21 protein-coding genes are annotated in these 20,318 nt (G+C 59.6%); 11 read left to right on the top strand and 10 right to left on the bottom strand.

Annotation, left to right across the window (positions count from 1 at the left end; translation table 11 throughout):
- Nucleotides 1-82: 82 nt before the first annotated feature.
- The gene (locus QMX93_RS14380; RefSeq protein WP_053125446.1) at nucleotides 83-733 is read right to left on the bottom strand and encodes a hypothetical protein; all 651 of its coding nucleotides are present in this window, start codon (nucleotides 731-733) and stop codon (nucleotides 83-85) included.
- A 369-nt stretch (nucleotides 734-1,102) separates the two neighbouring features.
- On the opposite strand from QMX93_RS14380, the gene coxB reads away from it, so the two are divergent.
- The 4 genes from coxB (at nucleotide 1,103) to QMX93_RS14360 (ending at nucleotide 5,652) form a co-directional block, all read left to right on the top strand.
- Entirely contained in the window at nucleotides 1,103-2,230 is a 1,128-nt protein-coding gene (coxB, locus tag QMX93_RS14375) for a cytochrome c oxidase subunit II (protein ID WP_053125439.1), read from the top strand.
- An 82-nt stretch (nucleotides 2,231-2,312) separates the two neighbouring features.
- Nucleotides 2,313-3,899, top strand: coding sequence for a cytochrome c oxidase subunit I (gene ctaD, locus QMX93_RS14370; RefSeq protein WP_016986466.1), 1,587 nt, complete (start codon nucleotides 2,313-2,315; stop codon nucleotides 3,897-3,899).
- A 288-nt stretch (nucleotides 3,900-4,187) separates the two neighbouring features.
- Nucleotides 4,188-4,739: a cytochrome c oxidase assembly protein gene (locus tag QMX93_RS14365; protein WP_282356642.1), complete on the top strand. Its 552-nt coding sequence runs from the start codon at nucleotides 4,188-4,190 to the stop codon at nucleotides 4,737-4,739.
- Between the two features lie 25 nt (nucleotides 4,740-4,764).
- Nucleotides 4,765-5,652: a cytochrome c oxidase subunit 3 gene (locus QMX93_RS14360; protein ID WP_053125435.1), complete on the top strand. Its 888-nt coding sequence runs from the start codon at nucleotides 4,765-4,767 to the stop codon at nucleotides 5,650-5,652.
- A gap of 9 nt (nucleotides 5,653-5,661) precedes the next feature.
- Here the strand turns inward: QMX93_RS14360 and QMX93_RS14355 are convergent, their stop codons facing one another.
- Nucleotides 5,662-5,865: a twin transmembrane helix small protein gene (locus QMX93_RS14355; protein ID WP_016986462.1), complete on the bottom strand. Its 204-nt coding sequence runs from the start codon at nucleotides 5,863-5,865 to the stop codon at nucleotides 5,662-5,664.
- A gap of 71 nt (nucleotides 5,866-5,936) precedes the next feature.
- Here QMX93_RS14355 and QMX93_RS14350 point away from each other — a divergent pair, with 71 nt between their 5' ends.
- From QMX93_RS14350 to QMX93_RS14330, 5 genes are read left to right on the top strand one after another with little or no spacing between them, the layout of a single operon-like run.
- Nucleotides 5,937-6,677, top strand: a complete 741-nt coding sequence (locus tag QMX93_RS14350; protein ID WP_282356641.1) for an SURF1 family protein — start codon at nucleotides 5,937-5,939, stop codon at nucleotides 6,675-6,677.
- The gene (locus QMX93_RS14345) at nucleotides 6,643-7,236 is read left to right on the top strand and encodes a hypothetical protein (RefSeq protein WP_159813363.1); all 594 of its coding nucleotides are present in this window, start codon (nucleotides 6,643-6,645) and stop codon (nucleotides 7,234-7,236) included. The genes QMX93_RS14350 and QMX93_RS14345 overlap by 35 nt, the downstream gene beginning before the upstream one ends.
- 10 nt (nucleotides 7,237-7,246) lie before the next feature.
- Nucleotides 7,247-8,326: a COX15/CtaA family protein gene (locus tag QMX93_RS14340; RefSeq protein WP_159813365.1), complete on the top strand. Its 1,080-nt coding sequence runs from the start codon at nucleotides 7,247-7,249 to the stop codon at nucleotides 8,324-8,326.
- Nucleotides 8,314-9,213 (top strand): heme o synthase, encoded by a 900-nt coding sequence (gene cyoE, locus QMX93_RS14335; RefSeq protein ID WP_282356637.1) that lies wholly within the window; start codon nucleotides 8,314-8,316, stop codon nucleotides 9,211-9,213. Before QMX93_RS14340 ends, cyoE begins: the two co-directional genes overlap by 13 nt.
- On the top strand, nucleotides 9,210-9,845 hold the full coding sequence (locus QMX93_RS14330) for an SCO family protein (RefSeq protein WP_282356636.1): 636 nt from the start codon (nucleotides 9,210-9,212) through the stop codon (nucleotides 9,843-9,845). The genes cyoE and QMX93_RS14330 overlap by 4 nt, the downstream gene beginning before the upstream one ends.
- A 563-nt stretch (nucleotides 9,846-10,408) precedes the next feature.
- Here the strand turns inward: QMX93_RS14330 and QMX93_RS14325 are convergent.
- From QMX93_RS14325 to QMX93_RS14315, 3 genes are all read right to left on the bottom strand, one after another.
- Nucleotides 10,409-11,179, bottom strand: a complete 771-nt coding sequence (locus tag QMX93_RS14325) for a MetQ/NlpA family ABC transporter substrate-binding protein (protein ID WP_159813371.1) — start codon at nucleotides 11,177-11,179, stop codon at nucleotides 10,409-10,411.
- 76 nt (nucleotides 11,180-11,255) lie between these two features.
- Nucleotides 11,256-11,966: a methionine ABC transporter permease gene (locus tag QMX93_RS14320; RefSeq protein WP_172680176.1), complete on the bottom strand. Its 711-nt coding sequence runs from the start codon at nucleotides 11,964-11,966 to the stop codon at nucleotides 11,256-11,258.
- Nucleotides 11,967-11,971: 5 nt separating this feature from the next.
- Entirely contained in the window at nucleotides 11,972-12,979 is a 1,008-nt protein-coding gene (locus tag QMX93_RS14315; protein ID WP_007911748.1) for a methionine ABC transporter ATP-binding protein, read from the bottom strand.
- A 259-nt stretch (nucleotides 12,980-13,238) separates the two neighbouring features.
- On the opposite strand from QMX93_RS14315, the gene katE reads away from it, so the two are divergent.
- A complete protein-coding gene (gene katE, locus QMX93_RS14310; protein WP_282356645.1) occupies nucleotides 13,239-15,380 on the top strand; it encodes a catalase HPII in 2,142 nt (713 codons plus the stop codon).
- A 105-nt stretch (nucleotides 15,381-15,485) separates the two neighbouring features.
- Here katE and QMX93_RS14305 read toward each other — a convergent pair whose 3' ends face one another.
- From QMX93_RS14305 to QMX93_RS14290, 4 genes are read right to left on the bottom strand one after another with little or no spacing between them, the layout of a single operon-like run.
- The gene (locus QMX93_RS14305; protein ID WP_159813373.1) at nucleotides 15,486-16,199 is read right to left on the bottom strand and encodes a PA5502 family lipoprotein; all 714 of its coding nucleotides are present in this window, start codon (nucleotides 16,197-16,199) and stop codon (nucleotides 15,486-15,488) included.
- A gap of 37 nt (nucleotides 16,200-16,236) precedes the next feature.
- Nucleotides 16,237-17,025 (bottom strand): zinc ABC transporter permease subunit ZnuB, encoded by a 789-nt coding sequence (znuB, locus tag QMX93_RS14300; protein WP_282356634.1) that lies wholly within the window; start codon nucleotides 17,023-17,025, stop codon nucleotides 16,237-16,239.
- Nucleotides 17,018-17,803, bottom strand: coding sequence for a zinc ABC transporter ATP-binding protein ZnuC (znuC, locus tag QMX93_RS14295; RefSeq protein WP_053125416.1), 786 nt, complete (start codon nucleotides 17,801-17,803; stop codon nucleotides 17,018-17,020). Before znuC ends, znuB begins: the two co-directional genes overlap by 8 nt.
- Nucleotides 17,803-18,285 (bottom strand): Fur family transcriptional regulator, encoded by a 483-nt coding sequence (locus tag QMX93_RS14290; RefSeq protein WP_053125415.1) that lies wholly within the window; start codon nucleotides 18,283-18,285, stop codon nucleotides 17,803-17,805. Before QMX93_RS14290 ends, znuC begins: the two co-directional genes overlap by 1 nt.
- Nucleotides 18,286-18,351: 66 nt before the next feature.
- Between QMX93_RS14290 and QMX93_RS14285 the strand changes: the two genes are divergently transcribed.
- Entirely contained in the window at nucleotides 18,352-19,272 is a 921-nt protein-coding gene (locus tag QMX93_RS14285) for a zinc ABC transporter substrate-binding protein (protein WP_282356633.1), read from the top strand.
- 83 nt (nucleotides 19,273-19,355) lie between these two features.
- Here QMX93_RS14285 and QMX93_RS14280 read toward each other — a convergent pair whose 3' ends face one another.
- Nucleotides 19,356-20,309 (bottom strand): homoserine kinase, encoded by a 954-nt coding sequence (locus tag QMX93_RS14280; protein WP_282356631.1) that lies wholly within the window; start codon nucleotides 20,307-20,309, stop codon nucleotides 19,356-19,358.
- Nucleotides 20,310-20,318: the final 9 nt, after the last annotated feature.

The following is a 20,318-nucleotide window of genomic DNA, read 5'->3' as shown; positions in this document are numbered from 1 at the left end:
CTGCGATCTTTTGATCTTGATTGTAAAAAACAAGATCAAAAGATCGCAGCCTGCGGCAGCTCCTACATCGGATCGTGTGAAATCAGGCGGCGGGCTGGTCGAGTTCCAGGCCTACGCCCAATCGGCGGCTCATGCACGGCCAGCGTTTCCACGCGGCGCCGGTGTCCGGGCTGCTGAGTTTTTCGCGGTAGGCTTCTACCGATTCCAGCGCAAAACTTTCGTCGTTGAGCATCTCGTCGATCGCGTGATGCACCGCTTCGTCCAGTTGGTTGGCAAATTCCTCACCGATCAATTGGTGAGCAATCAAGTTGGCGACCGTCATGTCCAAGGGGATCAGTGGCTGGCCGAAATGCTTGATGTACAGGTCGTTGACCTCTTCGACAAAACGGTGCGCCAGATAGGCTTCATCAAGCAGGCTGTCCAGGCCAACATGCCCGGCCATGATGGCGGGTGGCTGGAGGAAATACTGCTCGGCGATTTTCAGCACCGGTTTGATCTGCGATTCGATTCCCGCTTCCCTGGCGACTTCATTGGCTGCATCCAGCAGGTCTGGCACTTCATCGATGTAGGCGGCGACAAAACGCGTCAGCACGCCTTGGGCGTCGGCTTCCGGCAGTTGAATGGCCGGGTGTAAATGAGGCAGCTTGCTTTCCAGCTGACGGGTCAGCAGGCCGGTGTCTTTCTCATGCTGTTGGGCTGTTTGGATCTGCTCGCGCAATGCGGCGGTGTTCATGAAAACTCCAGGAAACAAGGCAATGAATTAGGGAAGACATAACTTAGCTGGCTTACGAAAATTGCTAAGACGCATTTGTCATAATTATTTCATCCTTGATGCAGCTGCGTTATATCGATTTGCCACCACTCGTCTGCATCCTTCTCCATTCGTGCCCTTGAACGCAAGTTCCAGCTGTTTCAGATCATTTACCTCGCCACGTTGCAATTCTCAGCCGCTGACTATACTCGCCAGTGAATGGAGTTAGCTGATGACGCCCGACTGCACCCGCAGCAAGGCCCGGCGATTCAAGTTCGTAGTCTGATGCAGCCGCTCCCTTGCCGCAGGCGAAAGCCGGCGGGATAACAAGAACGATAAGGGGAACCCGCAATGATGCGACATCCACACGTCTGGATGGGCCTCCTGTTGTGGTCGATTTTCAGTCCGGCACACGCCGCATGGACTGTGAATATGGCGCCTGGAGCGACTGAAATCAGTCACGCAGTATTCGACCTGCACATGACCATTTTCTGGATCTGTGTGGTGATCGGGATCATCGTCTTCGGCGCCATGTTCTGGTCGATGATGGTGCACCGCCGTTCTACCGGGCAGGTCGCCGCAAAATTCCACGAAAGCACCACCGTCGAGATTCTCTGGACCGTCGTACCGTTCCTGATTCTGGTAGCGATGGCCGTGCCGGCGACCGCCACCCTGATCAAGATGTACGACACCAGTGAGCCGGATATCGATATCCAGATCACCGGTTATCAGTGGAAGTGGCACTACAAATACCTGGGCCAGGACGTCGAGTTCTTCAGCAACCTGGCCACCCCCGCCGAGCAGATCCACAACAAGGAAGCCAAGGGCGAGCACTACTTGCTCGAGGTCGATAAGCCGTTGGTGCTGCCGACCGGGGCCAAGGTGCGCTTCCTCGTGACCTCCGCCGACGTTATCCACTCGTGGTGGGTGCCGGCCTTCGCGGTCAAACGCGATGCGATCCCGGGGTTCGTCAACGAAGCGTGGACGCGCATCGACAAGCCCGGCATCTACCGTGGCCAGTGCGCCGAACTGTGTGGCAAGGATCACGGCTTCATGCCGATCGTGGTCGAGGTCAAGGAGAAGGCCGACTACGACAAATGGCTCGCCGAGCGCAAAGCCGAAGCCGCGCAGCTTAAAGAGCTGACCAGCAAGGAGTGGACGCTCGACGAACTTAAAGAACGCGGCGACAAGATTTATCACACCACCTGCGTCGCCTGTCACCAGGCCGAAGGCCAGGGCCTGCCGCCGATGTTCCCGGCGCTCAAGGGCTCGAAAATCGCCACCGGACCGAAAGAAGGCCACTTGAGCATCGTCTTCCACGGCAAGCCCGGCACCGCCATGGCGGCGTTCGGCAAGCAGCTGTCGGAAGTCGATATCGCAGCGGTCGTGACCTACGAACGTAACGCCTGGGGCAACAACAAGGGCGACATGGTCACGCCAAAAGAAGTGCTGGAGCTGAAACAGGCGGAAAGCAAATGAGCCGGTCTATCGCGTACTTCGTGAACCGGCCGGGGCAGCGCGCCCCGGCCTGCCTCGCCCACTCACGTAAAGGAGACCGGCCATGAGCGCTGTCATCGATGACCATGGTCATGCCGACCACGCCCACGGCCCTGCCAAAGGCCTGATGCGCTGGGTGCTGACCACCAACCACAAGGACATCGGTACGCTGTACCTGTGGTTTGCGTTCTGCATGTTCCTGCTCGGCGGTACGTTCGCGATGGTGATTCGCGCCGAACTGTTCCAGCCGGGGCTGCAAATCGTCGAGCCGGCGTTCTTCAACCAGATGACCACCATGCACGGTCTGGTGATGGTCTTCGGTGCGGTGATGCCGGCCTTCGTCGGTCTCGCCAACTGGATGATCCCGTTGATGATCGGCGCGCCGGACATGGCCCTGCCCCGGATGAACAACTTCAGTTTCTGGCTGTTGCCGGCGGCGTTCCTGATCCTGGTATCGACCCTGTTCACCCCCGGTGGCGGGCCGAACTTCGGCTGGACGTTCTACGCGCCGCTGTCGACGACGTACGCGCCGGAAAGCGTGACCTTCTTCATCTTCGCCATCCACTTGATGGGCATCAGCTCGATCATGGGCGCGATCAACGTGATCGCGACCATTCTCAACCTGCGCGCCCCCGGCATGACGCTGATGAAAATGCCGCTGTTCGTCTGGACCTGGCTGATCACCGCATTCCTGCTGATCGCGGTGATGCCGGTACTGGCCGGGTGCGTGACGATGATGCTGATGGACATTCACTTCGGCACCAGTTTCTTCAGTGCGGCCGGTGGCGGTGACCCGGTGTTGTTCCAGCATGTGTTCTGGTTCTTCGGGCATCCCGAGGTGTACATCATGATCCTGCCGGCCTTCGGCGCCGTCAGCTCGATCATTCCGACCTTTTCGCGCAAGCCGCTGTTTGGCTACACCTCGATGGTCTACGCCACGGCGAGCATTGCCTTCCTGTCGTTCATTGTCTGGGCGCACCACATGTTCGTGGTCGGCATTCCGTTGGTGGGCGAGTTATTCTTCATGTACGCCACGCTGCTGATCGCGGTGCCGACCGGGGTGAAGGTGTTCAACTGGGCCAGCACCATGTGGCAAGGCTCGCTGACCTTCGAGACGCCGATGCTGTTTGCCGTGGCGTTCGTGATCCTGTTCTCCATCGGCGGTTTCTCCGGGCTGATGCTGGCCATCGCCCCGGCGGACTTCCAGTATCAGGACACCTACTTCGTCGTCGCGCACTTCCACTACGTGCTGGTGCCGGGGGCGATCTTCGGGATCTTCGCGTCGACCTATTACTGGCTGCCGAAATGGACTGGCCACATGTACGACGAAACCCTCGGCAAACTGCATTTCTGGCTGTCGTTTGTCGGCATGAACCTGACCTTCTTCCCGATGCACTTTGTCGGATTGGCGGGGATGCCACGACGGATTCCGGACTACAACCTGCAGTTCGCCGACTTCAACATGGTCTCGTCGATTGGCGCGTTCATGTTTGGCGCGACGCAGATTTTCTTCCTGTTCATTGTGATCAAGACCATTCGCGGCGGCCCGCCAGCACCGGCCAAACCTTGGGATGGCGCGGAAGGTCTGGAGTGGAGCGTGCCGTCACCGGCGCCGTACCACACCTTCACCACACCGCCGGAAGTGAAATGAATATCCAGCCTTTTGTGAAATTTGTGCAAAGGCACAGATCCGCCGTGGATGCTTACAAATCTTCTCTGGATGCACACAGATCCCCTATGGATGTTCACAACTCTTATTGGGCAGTACACAGATCCCCTGTGGCGAGGGGATTTATCCCCGCTGGGTTGCGAAGCAGCCCCAAAACCTGCAACCGAGATTTATCAGGCAAACCGTGTGCGCTGGATTCAGGGCTGCTGCGCAACCCAACGGGGATAAATCCCCTCGCCACAAAGGCATCACCGATAAGGGGTGCAAGCCATGGCTGACTCGGTGTCGATGAAGAAGCTCGTCACCCGCCTCCTCGGTGTAGTGGTGGCGATGTTCGTGTTCGGTTTTGCTTTGGTGCCGATCTACGACGTGATGTGCAAAGCCTTCGGCATCAACGGCAAGACCGGTGGGCAGTACGAGGGTGAGCAGGTAGTCGACACTTCGCGCCAGGTGCGCGTGCAGTTTCTGTCAACCAACAACGTCGACATGCCGTGGGATTTCTATCCCAAGCATGACGAACTCACCGCTAACCCCGGCGCAGTCAACGAGATGATCTTCATCGCGCGCAACCCCACCGACAAACCGATGAGTGCGCAAGCCGTGCCGAGCATCGCGCCGAGCAACGTGGCGGCGTATTTCCACAAGACCGAATGCTTTTGCTTTACCCAGCAAGTGCTGCAGCCCGGTCAGCAGATCGAGATGCCGGTGCGCTTCATTGTTGACCGCGACATGCCCAAGGATGTGAAGCACCTGACGCTGTCCTACACGCTGTTCGATATCACCGCCCGACATCCACCGGTGGCTGTAAACACTGGCGGTTGAGCGTGCCCGATAAGGAGAACAATAAATGGCAACTCATGAGCATTATTACGTTCCGCCGCAAAGCAAATGGCCGATCATTGCGACCTTCGGCATGGCCATCACCGTGTACGGCCTGGCCGTCTGGTTCAACGATCTAAAGGCGGCGCGCCCGGAATCCCACGGCCCGTACATCTTTTTCGTCGGCGGCCTGTTGCTGGCGTACATGCTGTTCGGCTGGTTCGGCGCGGTGATCAAGGAAAGCCGCGCGGGGCTCTACAGCGCGCAGCTGGATCGCTCGTTTCGCTGGGGCATGAGTTGGTTCATCTTCTCCGAGGTGATGTTCTTCGTCGCCTTCTTCGGTGCGCTGTTTTACGTGCGCCACGTCTCCGGCCCGGCGCTCGGCGGCGAAGGCACCAAAGGCATCGCACACATGCTCTGGCCGAACTTCCAGTTCACCTGGCCGCTGCTGCACACGCCGGATCCGAAACTGTTCCCGCCGCCCAAGGACGTCATCAGCCCGTGGGGCCTGCCGCTGATCAATACGATCCTGCTGGTCAGCTCCAGCGTGACCATCACCATCGCCCACCATGCCTTGAAAAAGGGCCATCGCGGCGCGCTGAAAATCTGGCTGGCGATCACCGTGCTGCTCGGTTGCGCGTTTCTCGGTTTCCAGGCTGAGGAATACATTCACGCCTATCACGAACTGGGGCTGACCCTCGGTTCGGGCATTTATGGCGCGACGTTCTTCATGCTCACCGGGTTCCACGGCGCCCATGTGACCATCGGCACGATCATTCTGTTTGTGATGCTGATGCGGATCATGAAGGGCCACTTCGACAACGAGCACCAGTTCGGCTTCGAAGCGGCGAGCTGGTATTGGCACTTCGTCGATGTGGTGTGGATCGGCCTGTTTATCTTCGTTTACGTGCTCTGAGGATCAACGCTACCAAGGCGCATGCGAGACCAATTGGCCGCTGTAAAAGCCCCAGGCGATCAAGCCGACGGTACCAGCGGCCAATGCCACCCGAACACTCAAGGCGATGACCAGGCGATTGGAACTGCTGTCGTCCTTGACCAGGAAAAACAGGCCGCTGAACAGGCTGATCACCGTGGCAATCAGCATCAGGACGATCGCTGTTTTGAGCATGGGAAGAACTCCGGGGGACAGGCGATGCAGTTGAGTATAGCGAGCGCAACGACTGACTTTGTGGCGCGGCCATGAAGCGCTTTCGTCCGGGCGTGATTCCGACCGTGGTGGTGGCGTTATTGTTGCCGCTATTGGTGTCTTTGGGCTTTTGGCAACTGAGCCGAGGCGCCGAGAAAACCGCCCTGCTCGCCAGTTACGCCGAACGCCGCGCGGCCGAGCCGATGGCCAGCACCGAGTTGCCACACACATCCGATCCGGCCTATCGCCGCGTGCACCTGCACGGCCAGTTCGATGCCGCGCACAGTCTGTTGCTGGATAACCGCCAGCGTAACGGCAAGGTCGGCGTCGAGTTGCTGCAACCGTTTCAGGATCAACGCAGCGGTTTGTGGATGCTGGTCAATCGCGGCTGGTTGCCGTGGCCGGATCGCCGTGTACCGCCGCAATTCACTACGCCCACTGAGGCGTTGAATATCGATGCCTGGGTCTACGTCGCCCCCGGCGCCACTTTCCAGTTGCACGCTGATCCAGTCAGCAGCACCTGGCCACAAACCATCACCGCCGTCGAACCCGCCAAGCTGTGGCAAACCCTCGACCGCGACGGCTTCGCCTACGAATTACGCGCCGAACCCGGCCCGGCCAGCTACGAGGCCGATTGGCCGGTGGTTGCGATGGGCCCGGAAAAACACCTCGGTTACGCCGTGCAGTGGTTCGCCATGGCCACCGCCCTGCTCGGCCTCTACGTCTATTTGGGCTTGCACAACGCAAAGGAGAAACACCATGGGAACGGCCATGAATCCACCCAGCATGTCTGAGGCGAAACCTGCCGCCAGCCGCCGTCGCGGGCGCATTCAGCTGCTGCTGATTTTGCTTGGCGTGATTGGCCCGATGGTGCTCGCCACCGGCATGTACAAATTGCAGTTCTGGGTGCCGGAAGGTCGCAGCTATCACGGTGAACTGATCGGCAACGGCCAGACCCGCGCCGACCTCGGCGTGCAGGCCGACGAGGATCGTTGGCAGATCCTGGTCACCGCGCCGAAAGATTGCGCGGTGGATTGCCAGCAACTGGTGTATCTGGCGCGGCAGATCCAGATCGGCCTCGGCCGCGATGCCGGCCGCGCCAGCCATGCCCTCGCCGCTGCGCAACCGGTCAGCGCTGATTACGACGCCAAGCTCAACCGCGAATATCCACAGCTGCAACGCTATCCGCTGGACGCCGCTGTGTTCAGTAAAACCACGGGCGACAAAGCCACGCCGCAACTGTGGATCATCGACCCCCACGGCAATCTCGTGCTGCGTTATGAGCCGAATGTGAAGGGCAAGGATCTGCTCAACGACCTGCGTCATCTGCTGAAACTGTCGAACATCGGATAAGGGCATCGTCATGGCCAAACCTGGATTTCGCCTCGCGCTGTTTGCCACCCTGCTGGCCCTGATTGTGGTGCTGCTCGGCGCCTATACGCGCCTGACCCACGCCGGCCTCGGCTGTCCGGACTGGCCGGGTTGCTACGGTTTTATCAGCGTGCCGAAAAGCGAAGCGCAACTGGCCCATGCCGAACTGCATTACCCCGACTCGCCGGTGGAGGCGCACAAGGGCTGGAACGAGATGATCCACCGCTACTTTGCCGGCACCCTCGGCCTGCTCATTTCGATTCTGGCCGGGCGCGCGTGGGTTAACCGTCGCCATCCGGGGCAGCCATTGAAGCTGCCACTGTTTCTGCTGGCGGTGGTGTTTGCGCAAGCGGCGTTTGGCATGTGGACGGTGACGCTCAAGCTCTGGCCGCAAGTGGTCACCGGGCATTTGCTCGGCGGTTTTGCGACCTTGAGTCTGCTGTTTTTGCTGACGTTGCGATTGTCCGGGGTGTTGCCGGCGCTGACCGTGCCCAAGCGTTTGCAATATTGGGCAACGGCGGGATTATTGTTGGTGATTGGCCAGATCGCGCTGGGTGGCTGGGTCAGCTCCAACTACGCGGCGGTGGCGTGTATCGACTTCCCAACCTGCCACGGGCAGTGGTTGCCACCGGCGGATTTCGCCAACGGCTTTCATCTGACGCAACACATCGGCCCGAATTATCTCGGCGGGCAACTCGACAGCGATGCGCGCACGGCGATTCACCTGACTCACCGGATCGGCGCGCTATTGGTGACTTTGGTGCTCCTCGGTTTGGCGTGGCAATTGAAAGTGGTCGGCATGACACGGCTGGCTGGTCTGGTGCTGATCGCCCTCGCGGCGCAGATCACCCTCGGCATCAGCAACGTGTTGTTCCATCTGCCGCTGCCAGTGGCGGTCGCGCATAACGCCGGCGGGGCCGCGTTGTTGCTGACCATGGTGCTGGTCAATTACCACGCGCGCACCAGTCTGGTTCGGGTTAAACAACCGGTGCTCGCGCGCTGGCGCCTGAGCCCGCGTAAACACTCGGCCGCGCCCATCACTATTAAAGGAGAAACGCCGTGGCGATTCTGATTGGCGAACGTCCGCATCAGGCGATCTGGCGTGATTATCTGGAACTGACCAAACCGAAAGTCGTGGTGTTGATGCTGATCACCTCGCTGGTCGGCATGTTCCTCGCGACCCGCGCCGGGGTGCCATGGACGGTGCTGGTGTTCGGCAATCTGGGTATCGCGTTGTGTGCCGGTGGCGCGGCGGCGGTCAATCATGTGGTCGATCGGCGCATTGATGCAGTGATGGCGCGTACGCATAAACGGCCGTTGGCCGAGGGCCGGGTTTCGCCCGCAGCGGCGCTGACCTTTGCATTGGCATTGGCGCTGCTTGGTCAGGCGTTGTTGCTGACCTTCACCAATCCGCTGACGGCGTGGCTAACGCTCGCTTCGCTGCTCGGTTACGCGGTGATCTACACCGGTTTCCTCAAACGTGCGACGCCGCAGAACATCGTCATCGGTGGCCTCGCCGGCGCCGCCCCACCTCTGTTGGGTTGGACCGCCGCCACCGGCCACGTCAGCGCCGAACCGTTGTTGCTGGTGCTGATCATCTTCGCCTGGACGCCGCCGCACTTCTGGGCGCTGGCGATCCATCGCAAAGAGGAATACGCCAAAGCCGACATCCCGATGCTGCCGGTCACCCACGGCGAGCACTACACCAAAGTGCACATTCTGCTGTACACCTTCGCGCTGCTGGCGGTGAGTCTGTTGCCGTACGTGATCCACATGAGCGGCGTGCTCTACCTGATTTGCGCGCTCGCTCTGGGCGCAAGGTTTCTGCAATGGGCCGTGGTGCTGTACCGTGGCACTCGGCCGCACGCGGCGATCAACACCTTCAAGTACTCTATTTGGTACTTGTTCCTGCTGTTCATCGCCCTGCTCGTAGACCACTACTTACTGTTGAACCTATGACTCGAACCCAGAAAACCGTCTTCATCCTCGTCGCCGTGATCGCGCTGATCCTCGGCCTGACCGTCAACAAAGTGCTGAGCGGCAAGGGCCAGGGCGACCCGACTGCGCTGATCGATGCCGGCATTATCCTGCTGCCGCAGAGCCGCACCCTGCCGGACGTGACGATGACCGATCAGGACGGCAAACCGGTGGCGATCAATGAGTTGAAAGGTAAGTGGAGTTTGCTGTTTTTTGGCTACACCTTTTGCCCGGACATCTGCCCGACCACCCTCGCACAGCTGCGGCAGATCAAGAGTGAACTGCCGAAAGACGCTGTGGATAAATTGCAGATCGTGCTGGTCAGCGTTGACCCGAACCGCGATAACCCGAAGCAGTTGAAGCAGTATCTGGGCTACTTTGATCCGCAGTTTGTCGGCCTGACGCCGACCTCGATTGAAGAGCTGCAGAAGGTGGCGAATGCGGTGAGTATTCCGTTTATTCCAGCGGATACCAATAAGCCGAATTACACGGTGGATCACAGCGGTAACCTCGCGGTGATTGGCCCGGATGGCACCCAGCGTGGGTTTATTCGTGCGCCATTGAACAACGCCAAACTGGTTGCGCAACTCCCGGTCATGCTTAACCGTAAGTGACAGTTTAAAAGCCAAGAGCCCCTCACCCTAACCCTCTCCCGGAGGGAGAGGGGACTGAATGGGGGATATTCAAGAATTACGCCGAAATGAACGTGCTGCTTTGAATCCATAATCGCCAAGATCTTTCAGTCGATGTATGGCGCCAGACACCTCGGTCGGCCCCTAAAAGCCCCTCACCCTAGCCCTCTCCCGGAGGGAGAGGGAACTGAATGGGGGATATTCAAGAATTACGCCGAAATGAACGTGCTGCTTTGAATCCATAATCGCCAAGAACGTTCAGGTCGATGTGCTGTGTCGAATCCATAATCGACTGGATCTTTCAGGTCGATGTATGACGCCAGACAGCTCGGTCGACCCCCTCTCCCTCAGGGAGAGGGCTGGGGTGAGGGGAAGCTTCACAGCAGGTCAAAAGCCATTCACCAGACACAAAAAAGGGGACGCTCATGGCGTCCCCTTTTTCTTTGATCGTTCCCACGCTCTGCGTGGGAATGCAGCAAGGGACGCTCTGCGTCCGGGGATGCATGCCCACGCGGAGCATGGGCACGATCAGTGTTGTAGCGTGATCAGAACGCCGGCAGCACCGCGCCTTTGTACTTCTCGGTAATGAATTTCTTCACTTCCGGGCTGTGCAGCGCAGCAGCCAGTTTCTGCATCGCGTCGCTGTCCTTGTTGTCCGGGCGGGACACGAGGATGTTCACGTACGGCGAGTCATTACCTTCAATCACCAGCGCATCCTTGGACGGATCGAGCTTGGCTTCCAGCGCGTAGTTGGTGTTGATCAGCGCCAGATCGACCTGTGTCAGCACGCGCGGGATGGTCGCGGCTTCCAGTTCACGGATTTTCAGGTCTTTCGGGTTGGTCGCGATGTCTTTGACGGTCGACAGGATGTTGGTCGGATCCTTCAACGTGATCACGCCAGCCTTGGCCAGCAGCAACAGCGCACGGCCGCCATTGGTGGCGTCGTTCGGGATCACCACGTTGGCGCCGCTTGGCAGGTCTTTCAGGTCTTTGATCTTGCTCGAGTAAGCGCCCAGCGGCTCCAGGTGCACACCGGTCACGGCGACCAGGTTGGTGCCTTTGGCCTTGTTGAACTCATCGAGGTACGGCTGGTGCTGGAAGAAGTTGGCGTCCAGACGCTTTTCGGCGACCTGTACGTTCGGCTGAATATAGTCGGTGAAGACCTTGACCTTCAGATCCACGCCTTCTTTGGCCAGTGCTGGCTTCACGAACTCGAGGATTTCTGCGTGCGGCACCGGAGTGGCGGCAACGGTCAGAGTTTCGGCGTGGGCCGAGAATGCTGCAACGGCAGCGAAAGCAGCGATCAGTTTTTTCATTCAGCTAACTCCTTATGAGGCGCCCGTCTGGCGCCTGCCAGCGAATGGCCGGCTCATCTGTTCAATACAAAACCGCTTATTTGCGCGAGAAATGCACGACCAAACGGTCGCCCACCATCTGCAGCACTTGCACCAGAATCAGCAGCAACACCACGGTGACGATCATCACGTCAGTCTGGAAACGCTGGTAGCCGAAACGGATCGCCAGATCACCCAGACCACCGGCGCCGACCACACCGGCCATTGCCGTGTAGGAAACCAGTGTAATCGCCGTCACCGTAATCGCTGCATAGATACCCGGACGGGCCTCTGGCAGCAACGCGTTGAGAATGATCTGCCGCGTGGTCGCGCCCATGGCCTGGGTCGCTTCGATGATGCCGCGATCGACTTCACGCAGCGCGGTTTCCACCAGACGCGCGAAGAACGGCGTGGCACCCACCACCAGCGGCGGAATCGCACCGGCCACGCCCAGCGACGTGCCAGTAATCAGCACGGTGAGCGGGATCATCACGATCAACAGAATAATGAACGGCAGCGAACGCAGGATGTTCACCGCCAACGACATGATCGCGTAGAGAACGCGGTTTTCCAGCAACTGGCGCGGGCTGCAGAGAAACAGCAACACGCCCAGCGGCAGGCCGAGCAACACGGTGAACAGCAGCGAGCCGCCGAGCATCATCATGGTGTCGTTGGTGGCCAGGCCGATTTCCAGCCAGTCGATGTTCTGGAAGAACAGCTTGATGGCTTCTATCGCGGCGTCGTAATTCTTGATTGCAGCGTCGAACATTTCCATTAACGCAGCACCTCCATGTGGACATCAGCGGCGGTGAAGCGGGCGAAGGCCGCTTCCATGTCGCCACCGGTGACGGCCAGGGTCAATTGCCCGTAGGGGATGTCTTTGATGCGGTCGATACGACCGGCGAGGATGCTGTAGTCGACCCCGGTTTCCCGGGCGACAGTACCGAGCAAAGGCGCGTAGGTCGCTTCGCCCTGGAACGTCAGACGGACGATACGGCCCGGCACGTGCGCGAAATCATCACGCTGCTCGCCTTCATCGACTTGCTCGTCTTCCTGGACAAAACGCTTGGTGGTCGGGTGCTGCGGATGCAGGAACACATCGGCCACCGAACCTTGCTCGACGATCACGCCAGCGTCCATCACCGCCACTTGATCGCAGACGCGACGAATCACGTCCATCTCGTGGGTAATCAGGACGATGGTCAGTTTCAGCTCGCGGTTGATCTCGGCCAGCAGTTGCAGCACCGAGGCCGTGGTCTGTGGGTCGAGGGCACTGGTGGCCTCGTCGCACAGCAGAATCTTCGGCTTGGTCGCCAGAGCGCGGGCGATGCCGACGCGCTGCTTCTGGCCGCCAGACAATTGCGCCGGGTACTTCTTGGCGTGGTCAGACAAACCAACGCGCGCCAGCAGTTCAGCCACACGCTGATTGATCTCGCTGGTCGACAACTCACCGGCCAGGGTCAGCGGCAACGCAACGTTGTCGGCGACGGTCTTGGAGGCCAACAGGTTGAAGTGCTGGAAAATCATCCCGACTTGCTGACGGAAACGGCGCAGGCCTTTGGCGTCGAGCGCGGTGACTTCTTCACCGTCGACGAAGATCTTGCCGCCGCTGGAATCTTCCAGGCGATTGATCAGACGCAGCAGGGTACTTTTTCCCGCACCGGAATGGCCGATCAGGCCGTAGACCTGACCGTTCTCAATCGAGAGACTGGTTGGGTGCAGCGCGGGAATGTCCTTACCGGCGACGCGGTAAGTCTTGTGGACGTTTTGAAACTCGATCACGTAGCGAACCTTGTGGGGCGCGTTAGAAAAGGATCAGCGGTTAGCCGGGCGCGCATTTTAGCCTGTCCGTATAGAGGTTCTTAGCATTTATTTCGCAATTAACCTTCGATTTGGCAATAACAAGATCAAAGGTCATAAAAAAGGAACGCTCCGAGCGCCTCATCAGTCACTAAGTAAGCGACTTGAAAACCCTGGGTGCCGTGCCCGGGAACCACTCAAGAGTCCCCGGCAAACACGGGGTCAACCGAGGAGTTTACGACTGATGAGCAAGAAGCCTACGTCCGACAAAAGCCAGATGGCCGGAACCGATGCCCCGGATCGAGCCAACACCAACGCCAAACTCGACAGCCTGGAGAAATTCCGCTCCGACGCCACTGGCCAAGCCCTGCGCACCAATCAGGGCGTCAAGATTGCTGACAACCAGAACACCCTGAAGGCCGGCCCGCGCGGGCCATCGCTGCTTGAAGACTTCATCATGCGTGAAAAAATCACGCACTTTGACCATGAACGCATCCCGGAGCGCATCGTCCACGCGCGCGGCACTGGCGCCCATGGTTTCTTTCAGGCTTACGAGAACCATTCGACGCTGACCAAGGCCGGTTTCCTACAGGATCCGGGGAAAAAGACGCCGGTGTTTGTGCGCTTTTCCACGGTGCAGGGCCCGCGTGGTTCCGGCGATACAGTACGCGACGTGCGCGGTTTCGCGGTGAAGTTCTTCACCGATGAAGGCAACTTCGACCTGGTCGGCAACAACATGCCGGTCTTCTTCATTCAGGACGCGATCAAATTTCCCGACTTCGTCCACGCAGTGAAACCCGAGCCGCACAATGAAATCCCTACCGGTGGTTCGGCCCACGACACCTTCTGGGATTTCGTGTCCTTGGTGCCGGAATCAGCGCACATGGTTATCTGGGCGATGTCTGACCGGGCGATCCCGAAAAGCCTGCGCAGCATGCAAGGCTTCGGCGTGCATACCTTCCGGCTGATCAACGCCGAAGGCAAATCGCGCTTCGTCAAATTCCACTGGCGCCCGACTGCCGGCACTTGCTCACTGGTGTGGGATGAGGCGCAGAAGCTCGCCGGTAAAGACACCGACTACCATCGTCGCGACCTCTGGGAAGCGATCGAGATGGGCGACTACCCGGAATGGGAACTCGGCGTACAGATCATCGAGGAGGAAAACGAGCACGACTTCGATTTCGACATCCTCGACCCGACCAAGCTGATCCCCGAAGAAATCGTGCCGATCACGCCGCTGGGCAAAATGACCTTGAACCGTAACCCGGACAACTTCTTCGCCGAGACCGAGCAGGTTGCGTTCTGCCCCGGCCACATCGTGCCGGGCATCGACTTCTCCAATGACCCGCTGCTGCAAGGTCGATTGTTTTCCTACACCGATACGCAAATCAGCCGACTTGGTGGGCCGAACTTTCATGAGCTGCCGATCAACCGTCCGGTCGCGCCATTCCACAACGGCCAGCGCGATGCGCAGCACCGCACGGTGATCGATAAGGGTCGTGCTTCTTATGAGCCGAACTCGATTGATGGCGGCTGGCCGAAAGAAACCCCGCCGGCTGCACAGGACGGTGGTTTTGAAAGTTATCCAGAGCGCATCGATGCGAACAAGATCCGCCAGCGCAGCGAGTCGTTCAGCGATCACTTCTCTCAGGCAACGTTGTTCTTCAACAGCATGAGCCCGCACGAGAAGGAGCACATCATTGCCGCTTACAGCTTCGAGCTGGGCAAGGTTGAACGCGAGTTCATCCGCGCGCGCGAAGTGAACGAGATTCTGGCCAACATTGATCTGGAACTGGCCAAACGTGTCGCGGCCAACCTGGGTCTGCCTGCGCCTACCAAAGGCACGGTGGATGCGCGCAAGGTGTCGTTCGATCACTCGCCAGCGTTGAGCCAGGCGAATCTGCTGCCAGAGAATATCAAAACCCGCAAAGTGGCGATTCTTGCTGCCAACGGTGTCGATGGTGCGGCGATTGATGCGATGAAGAAGGCATTGGCGGCGGAAGGTGCGCACGCGAAATTGCTCGGCCCGACTTCGGCGCCGGTGAAAACTGCGGACGGTAAAATGTTGCCTGTGGATGCTTCAATGGAAGGCATGCCGTCGGTGATTTTCGATGCGGTGTTTGTGCCGGGCGGCGCGGCGTCGGTCAAGGCGTTGAGCGGTGACGGCGTGGCATTGCACTACGTGCTGGAGGCCTACAAGCATTTGAAGGCGATTGCGTTGCAGGGTGATGCCAAGCAACTGCAGGATCTGCTGAAACTGGAAGCGGATGCCGGGTTGTTGCAAGGCAAGGATGTACCGGGGCTGACCAAGCCGTTCTTTGCTGCGATTGGGCAACATAGGGTTTGGGCTCGTGAGCCTAAGGCTAAGGCCATTCCGGCTTAAGTTGTTAGCTGCCTGAAAGGACGCCTTCGCGAGCAAGCCCGCTCCCACATTGGATTCGTGTACGACACGGAACCAATGTGGGAGCGGGCTTGCTCGCGAAGCTTTTTAAGGTTTACGCGGACTCAAAACCATCTGCGCCGGCACCGTGCGCACGATCTGCTTCTCGATTTTCAGATCAAAATCCGGGTTGAGCTTCTTCACCCGCTTGGTCAGCAACGTCGACAACCAAGGATAGTCATTCGTCCGTGGTGCCTGAATCGTCACCCCACACTCATAATTCACCACATCGGCGGCGATCGCATCCAGTTGGCGGCGAAGTTTGTGGCTATCGGTGATGTTCAGCGCAACCGTGGTGCTCTCGGCGGTCGGATCGATCACCTTGGCTTTCGGCTTGGCCTCAGCGGCCAGCAGCGCTGCTTCAGCCTTCTCCAGCTCAGCCTTGCGCGCTTCAGTAATCGCGCCGTTGACGCCACCGGTCAGCGCCGGCGCTTTCGGCATCAGCACGCGGGCACGGCTCAGCGCCGTAGCGGCGGCATTCACATCACCCTTCTGCAACACGATCTGGCTGCGACGCAGATACGCTTCGGCCAATTGCCGCTGGTATTGCTCAAGGGATTGATCATTGGGAGTTTCTTTCTGCAAAGCGGCCAATTGGTCTTCAGCGGTGGCCAGTTCGCTGCTGGCCAGGCTTTGCTCCAGCTGTGCGATGGCCGTAGCCCGCGCATCGGGGGTTTCAACCACCGGTGGGGTACTTTGGCAGGCGCCCAGCAGCACTGAAAATGCGACAAGGAGCAGATAACGGGAGGCGAACGGCTTCATTCCTGCGACTCTCTATTTGCGCAAAAAGCGGCCAAGTCTACACCCCACGACGGGGCAGAACAAAACTCAGGAGAAACAGTGCGGCCGCCGTCACAACGATTGACGGGCCTGCCGGGGTGTCCTTGAACCATGACAAAGCAAGGCCGCCACACACCGCGACCATACCCAGCAGGCTCGCGCCGACCGCCATCTGCTCCGGCGAACGGGCGTGACGCTGTGCCGCAGCCGCCGGAATGATCAGCAGTGAAGTAATCAGCAACACACCGACGATTTTCATCGCCACCGCAATCACCACCGCAATCAACAACATCAGCGCCATGCGCAGACCTGCAACCGGCAGGCCTTCGACCTTGGCCAGTTCTTCGTGCACGGTGATCGCCAGCAATGGCCGCCACAATGTCACCAGCAACACCAGCACCGCCGCGCTGCCGCCGAGGATCCACGCCAGATCAGTCGGGCTGATCGCCAGCAGGTCGCCGAACAGATAGGCCATCAGGTCGATCCGCACTTCATGCATGAAGCTTAGTACCACCAGGCCAAGAGAGAGCGTGCTGGGTGCGAGAATTCCCAAAAGCGTGTCAGACGCCAGCGGTTGGCGCTGTTGCAAAGTCACCAAAAGCACCGCCAGCAGCAGACAGCCTACGGTGACCGCGACCGTCGGGCTGACATCCAGCAAAAAGCCCAGCGCCACACCGAGCAACGCGGCATGGGACAGGGTGTCGCCGAAATAAGCCATGCGTCGCCAGACCACAAACGAACCGAGCGGCCCGGCCACCAGGGCCAGCGCCAGACCTGCAAGCAGGGCATACAACAGAAAATCAGCCATGCTTGCAGTTGTCTCCGTGAACGTGAGGTTGGCCAATCACCGGCCCTTTGACCACCGAACCGTGCAGGTCGTGAGCGTGGTCGTGATGGTGGTGATAGACCGCCAGGCTCTGCGCGTTCTTGCCGAACAGCTCGACAAACGCCGGATCGCCGCTGACCTGCTCGGGATGCCCGGAGCAGCAGACGTGACGGTTGAGGCAGACCACCTGGTCGGTGGTGCTCATCACCAAATGCAAATCGTGGGACACCATCAACACGCCGCAGCCATGGCGATCGCGCAGACGGGTGATCAGGCTGTACAACTCGGCCTGCCCGGCGACGTCGACGCCTTGCACCGGCTCGTCGAGCACCAGCAATTCCGGCTCGCGCAGCAATGCCCGCGCCAGCAATACGCGCTGCATTTCACCTCCGGAAACGCTTTGCACCGGGCTGTCGATAACGTGTTCGGCGCCGACTTCTTTCAACGCGGCCAGCGCACGCGGACGGTCAACGCCCGGCACCAGACGCAGAAAGCGCAGCACAGAAAGCGGCAAGGTAGGATCGACGTGGAGTTTTTGCGGCATATAGCCGACGCGCAGTTTCGGCTTGCGCCAGACGCTGCCGCTGTTCGGCTTCAACAGCCCGAGCACGGCGCGCACCAGCGTGGTCTTGCCGGCGCCGTTAGGGCCGATCAGGGTGACAATCTGCCCCGGCTCGACGCTCAGCTCGATATTGTCCAGCACGGTCTGCCCGGCAAACGTGACGGCGACCTGTTCCAGACGGATCAGCGCATTGCTCATCAAGCCCCCTGGCAACCGGAGCACAGGCCGACGACTTCGACGGTCTGCGCTTCGACGATGAAACCAACGTCTTTGGCGCTGTTGATGATCGCGTCGCTGATCACTTTTTGCTCAAGTTCGATGGCGGCGTGGCATTCGCGGCAAATCAAGAACTGGCCCTGATGCGCGTGTTCCGGGTGTACGCAGCCAACGAAGGCGTTCAGCGAAGAAATACGATGCACCAGGCCGTTTTCCAGGAGGAAGTCCAGCGCACGGTACACGGTTGGCGGCGCGGCGCGGCGGCCATCCTGCTCGCTCAGCACCGCAAGAATGTCGTAGGCGCCCAGCGGCTTGTGGCTTTGCCACACCAATTCCAGCACCCGGCGGCGCAACGCGGTCAGGCGCAAGCCTTTCTGGGCGCACAAGGTATCGGCCTCGGACAAAGCGCTGTGCACGCAATGTGAGTGGTCGTGGGGACGGCTGGCAATCGGTGTAATAGGCATGGGCGGCGACGAGTTTTGATAGAGACGTTATTATGTTACCCGTTCTCGCCTCCTTGAGTGGTCATCGTGTCCCGACTTTTTTCTGTTTTTGTGGCTTTTGTCGCCAGTTTTCTGCTGATCGGTTCGGCTCAGGCCGAGGTCAAAGTCCTCACCAGCATCAAGCCGTTGCAGCTGATTGCAGCGGCCGTGCAGGACGGTGTGGCGATTCCCGAAGTGCTGCTGCCGCCGGGTGCCTCGCCGCATAATTACGCGCTGCGGCCATCCGACGTACGGAAGGTGCAATCGGTCGATCTGCTTTACTGGATCGGCCCGGACATGGAGGGTTTCCTGCCGCGCGTGCTGAACGGTCGTACGCTGCCGAGCGTGGCGGTGCAGGATCTGCCGGGGATGAAGCTGCGCCGTTTTGCTGAAGACAGCCACTCCCACGCCGAAGACGCCGACGAGCATGATCACGATCACCGCCCAGGTACGCTGGATGCGCATTTGTGGCTGTCGCCGGTGAATGCGCGAGTGATTGCCGACAAGATGGCCACAGACCTCAGCGCTGCCGACCCGGCGAATGCCGAGCGCTATCAGAGCAATGCCAAGGCGTTTGATGAGCGTCTGGATGCATTGGATCAGCGCTTGAAGCAGCGTCTGGCCAGCGTAGAAGGCAAGCCGTATTTCGTCTTTCACGAGGCGTTTGATTACTTTGAAGAGGCTTACGGCCTGAAGCACACCGGGGTGTTCAGCGTGGCCGCCGAAGTGCAGCCGGGCGCGCAGCATGTCGCGGCGATGCGCAAGCGTTTGCAGGAAGTCGGCAAAACCTGTGTGTTCAGCGAGCCGCCGTTGCGTCCGCGTCTGGCGGAGACGTTGGTCGCTGGCCTGCCAGTGAAACTGGCTGAGCTGGATGCGTTGGGCGGGTACACCCCGGCGACGGCTCAGGGCTATGAGCAGGTGTTGGAAAAGTTGGGTAATGATCTGGCCGGGTGCCTGGAATCTCTGTAACCCCATAGAAAAAGATCGCAGCCTTCGGCAGCTCCTACAGGAGATTCCATGTAGGAGCTGCCGAAGGCTGCGATCTTTTGATCTTAAAGTGCGAAAGGCAACGGTGTGTGCACCTGCTGCCGCTGCGCCAATTTCTGCTCAAACTCTTTTGGATCGTGAATCAACACGTCCTGCCCGGCAAACTGCTCCGCCGCGATCAACCGCGACAGCCAGAACCGCACACACGCCACGCGCAGCATCGTTGGCCACAACTCAGCCTCTGCCGCCGTGAACGGCCGCAGCGCCGCATAAGCGCCAAGGAATGCGCGGGCACGCGGGCCATCGATCAAACCTTCTTCGTCCGAACACCAGTCGTTCAAGGCAATCGCCACGTCGTACAGCATCGGCCCCGAGCAGGCGTTGTAGAAGTCGATCAGCCCGGTCAGGTGCGTGCCTTCGAACATCGCGTTATCGCGAAACAAATCCGCATGAATGTTCGCCCGAGGCAACGCGAGAATCTTCTCTTTGCGCTCGCTGATTTCATCCAGCGCCTTTTGCAGCAACGCGCGCGGCTCATCGCTCAGGTGCGAGAGAAACGCGTTGCCCTCTTCCAGCATCCAGTCGAGGCCACGATCGGTCTTGCGCTTGATCATACGCTCGCCCTGCGTCGCCAGGTGCAGATGCGCCTGCAATTCGCCGACCTGCACGCAATGCTGGGCATTGGCGACTTTGATGTGTTTGCCGGACAGACGCGGTTGCAGCAGCGCCGGTTTGCCTTTCAGCTCGCGCAACGCCACACCGTCAGTGGTGCGCAGTGCGTACGGCACCGGCAGATCGGCTTCGTGGAGCACGTCGAGCAGGTCGATGAAGAACGGCATCTCCTGCACCGGGCCGCGCTCGACCAGGGTCAGGACAAATTCGCCCTGCTCCAGGCTGATAAAGAAATTGGTGTTTTCGCTGCCGGCGGCGATCCCCTGGAAATCAAGCAGACGGCCTAGCCCGTAAGGGGCGAGAAAGGTTTCCAGCTCGGGCCGAGCCAGGGGCGTGAACACAGACATGTTTTAACT

This window comes from Pseudomonas sp. PS01303, assembly GCF_029959385.1.
Lineage (GTDB): Bacteria > Pseudomonadota > Gammaproteobacteria > Pseudomonadales > Pseudomonadaceae > Aquipseudomonas > Aquipseudomonas rustica.
This window is presented reverse-complemented; position numbering and strand designations above follow the sequence as displayed.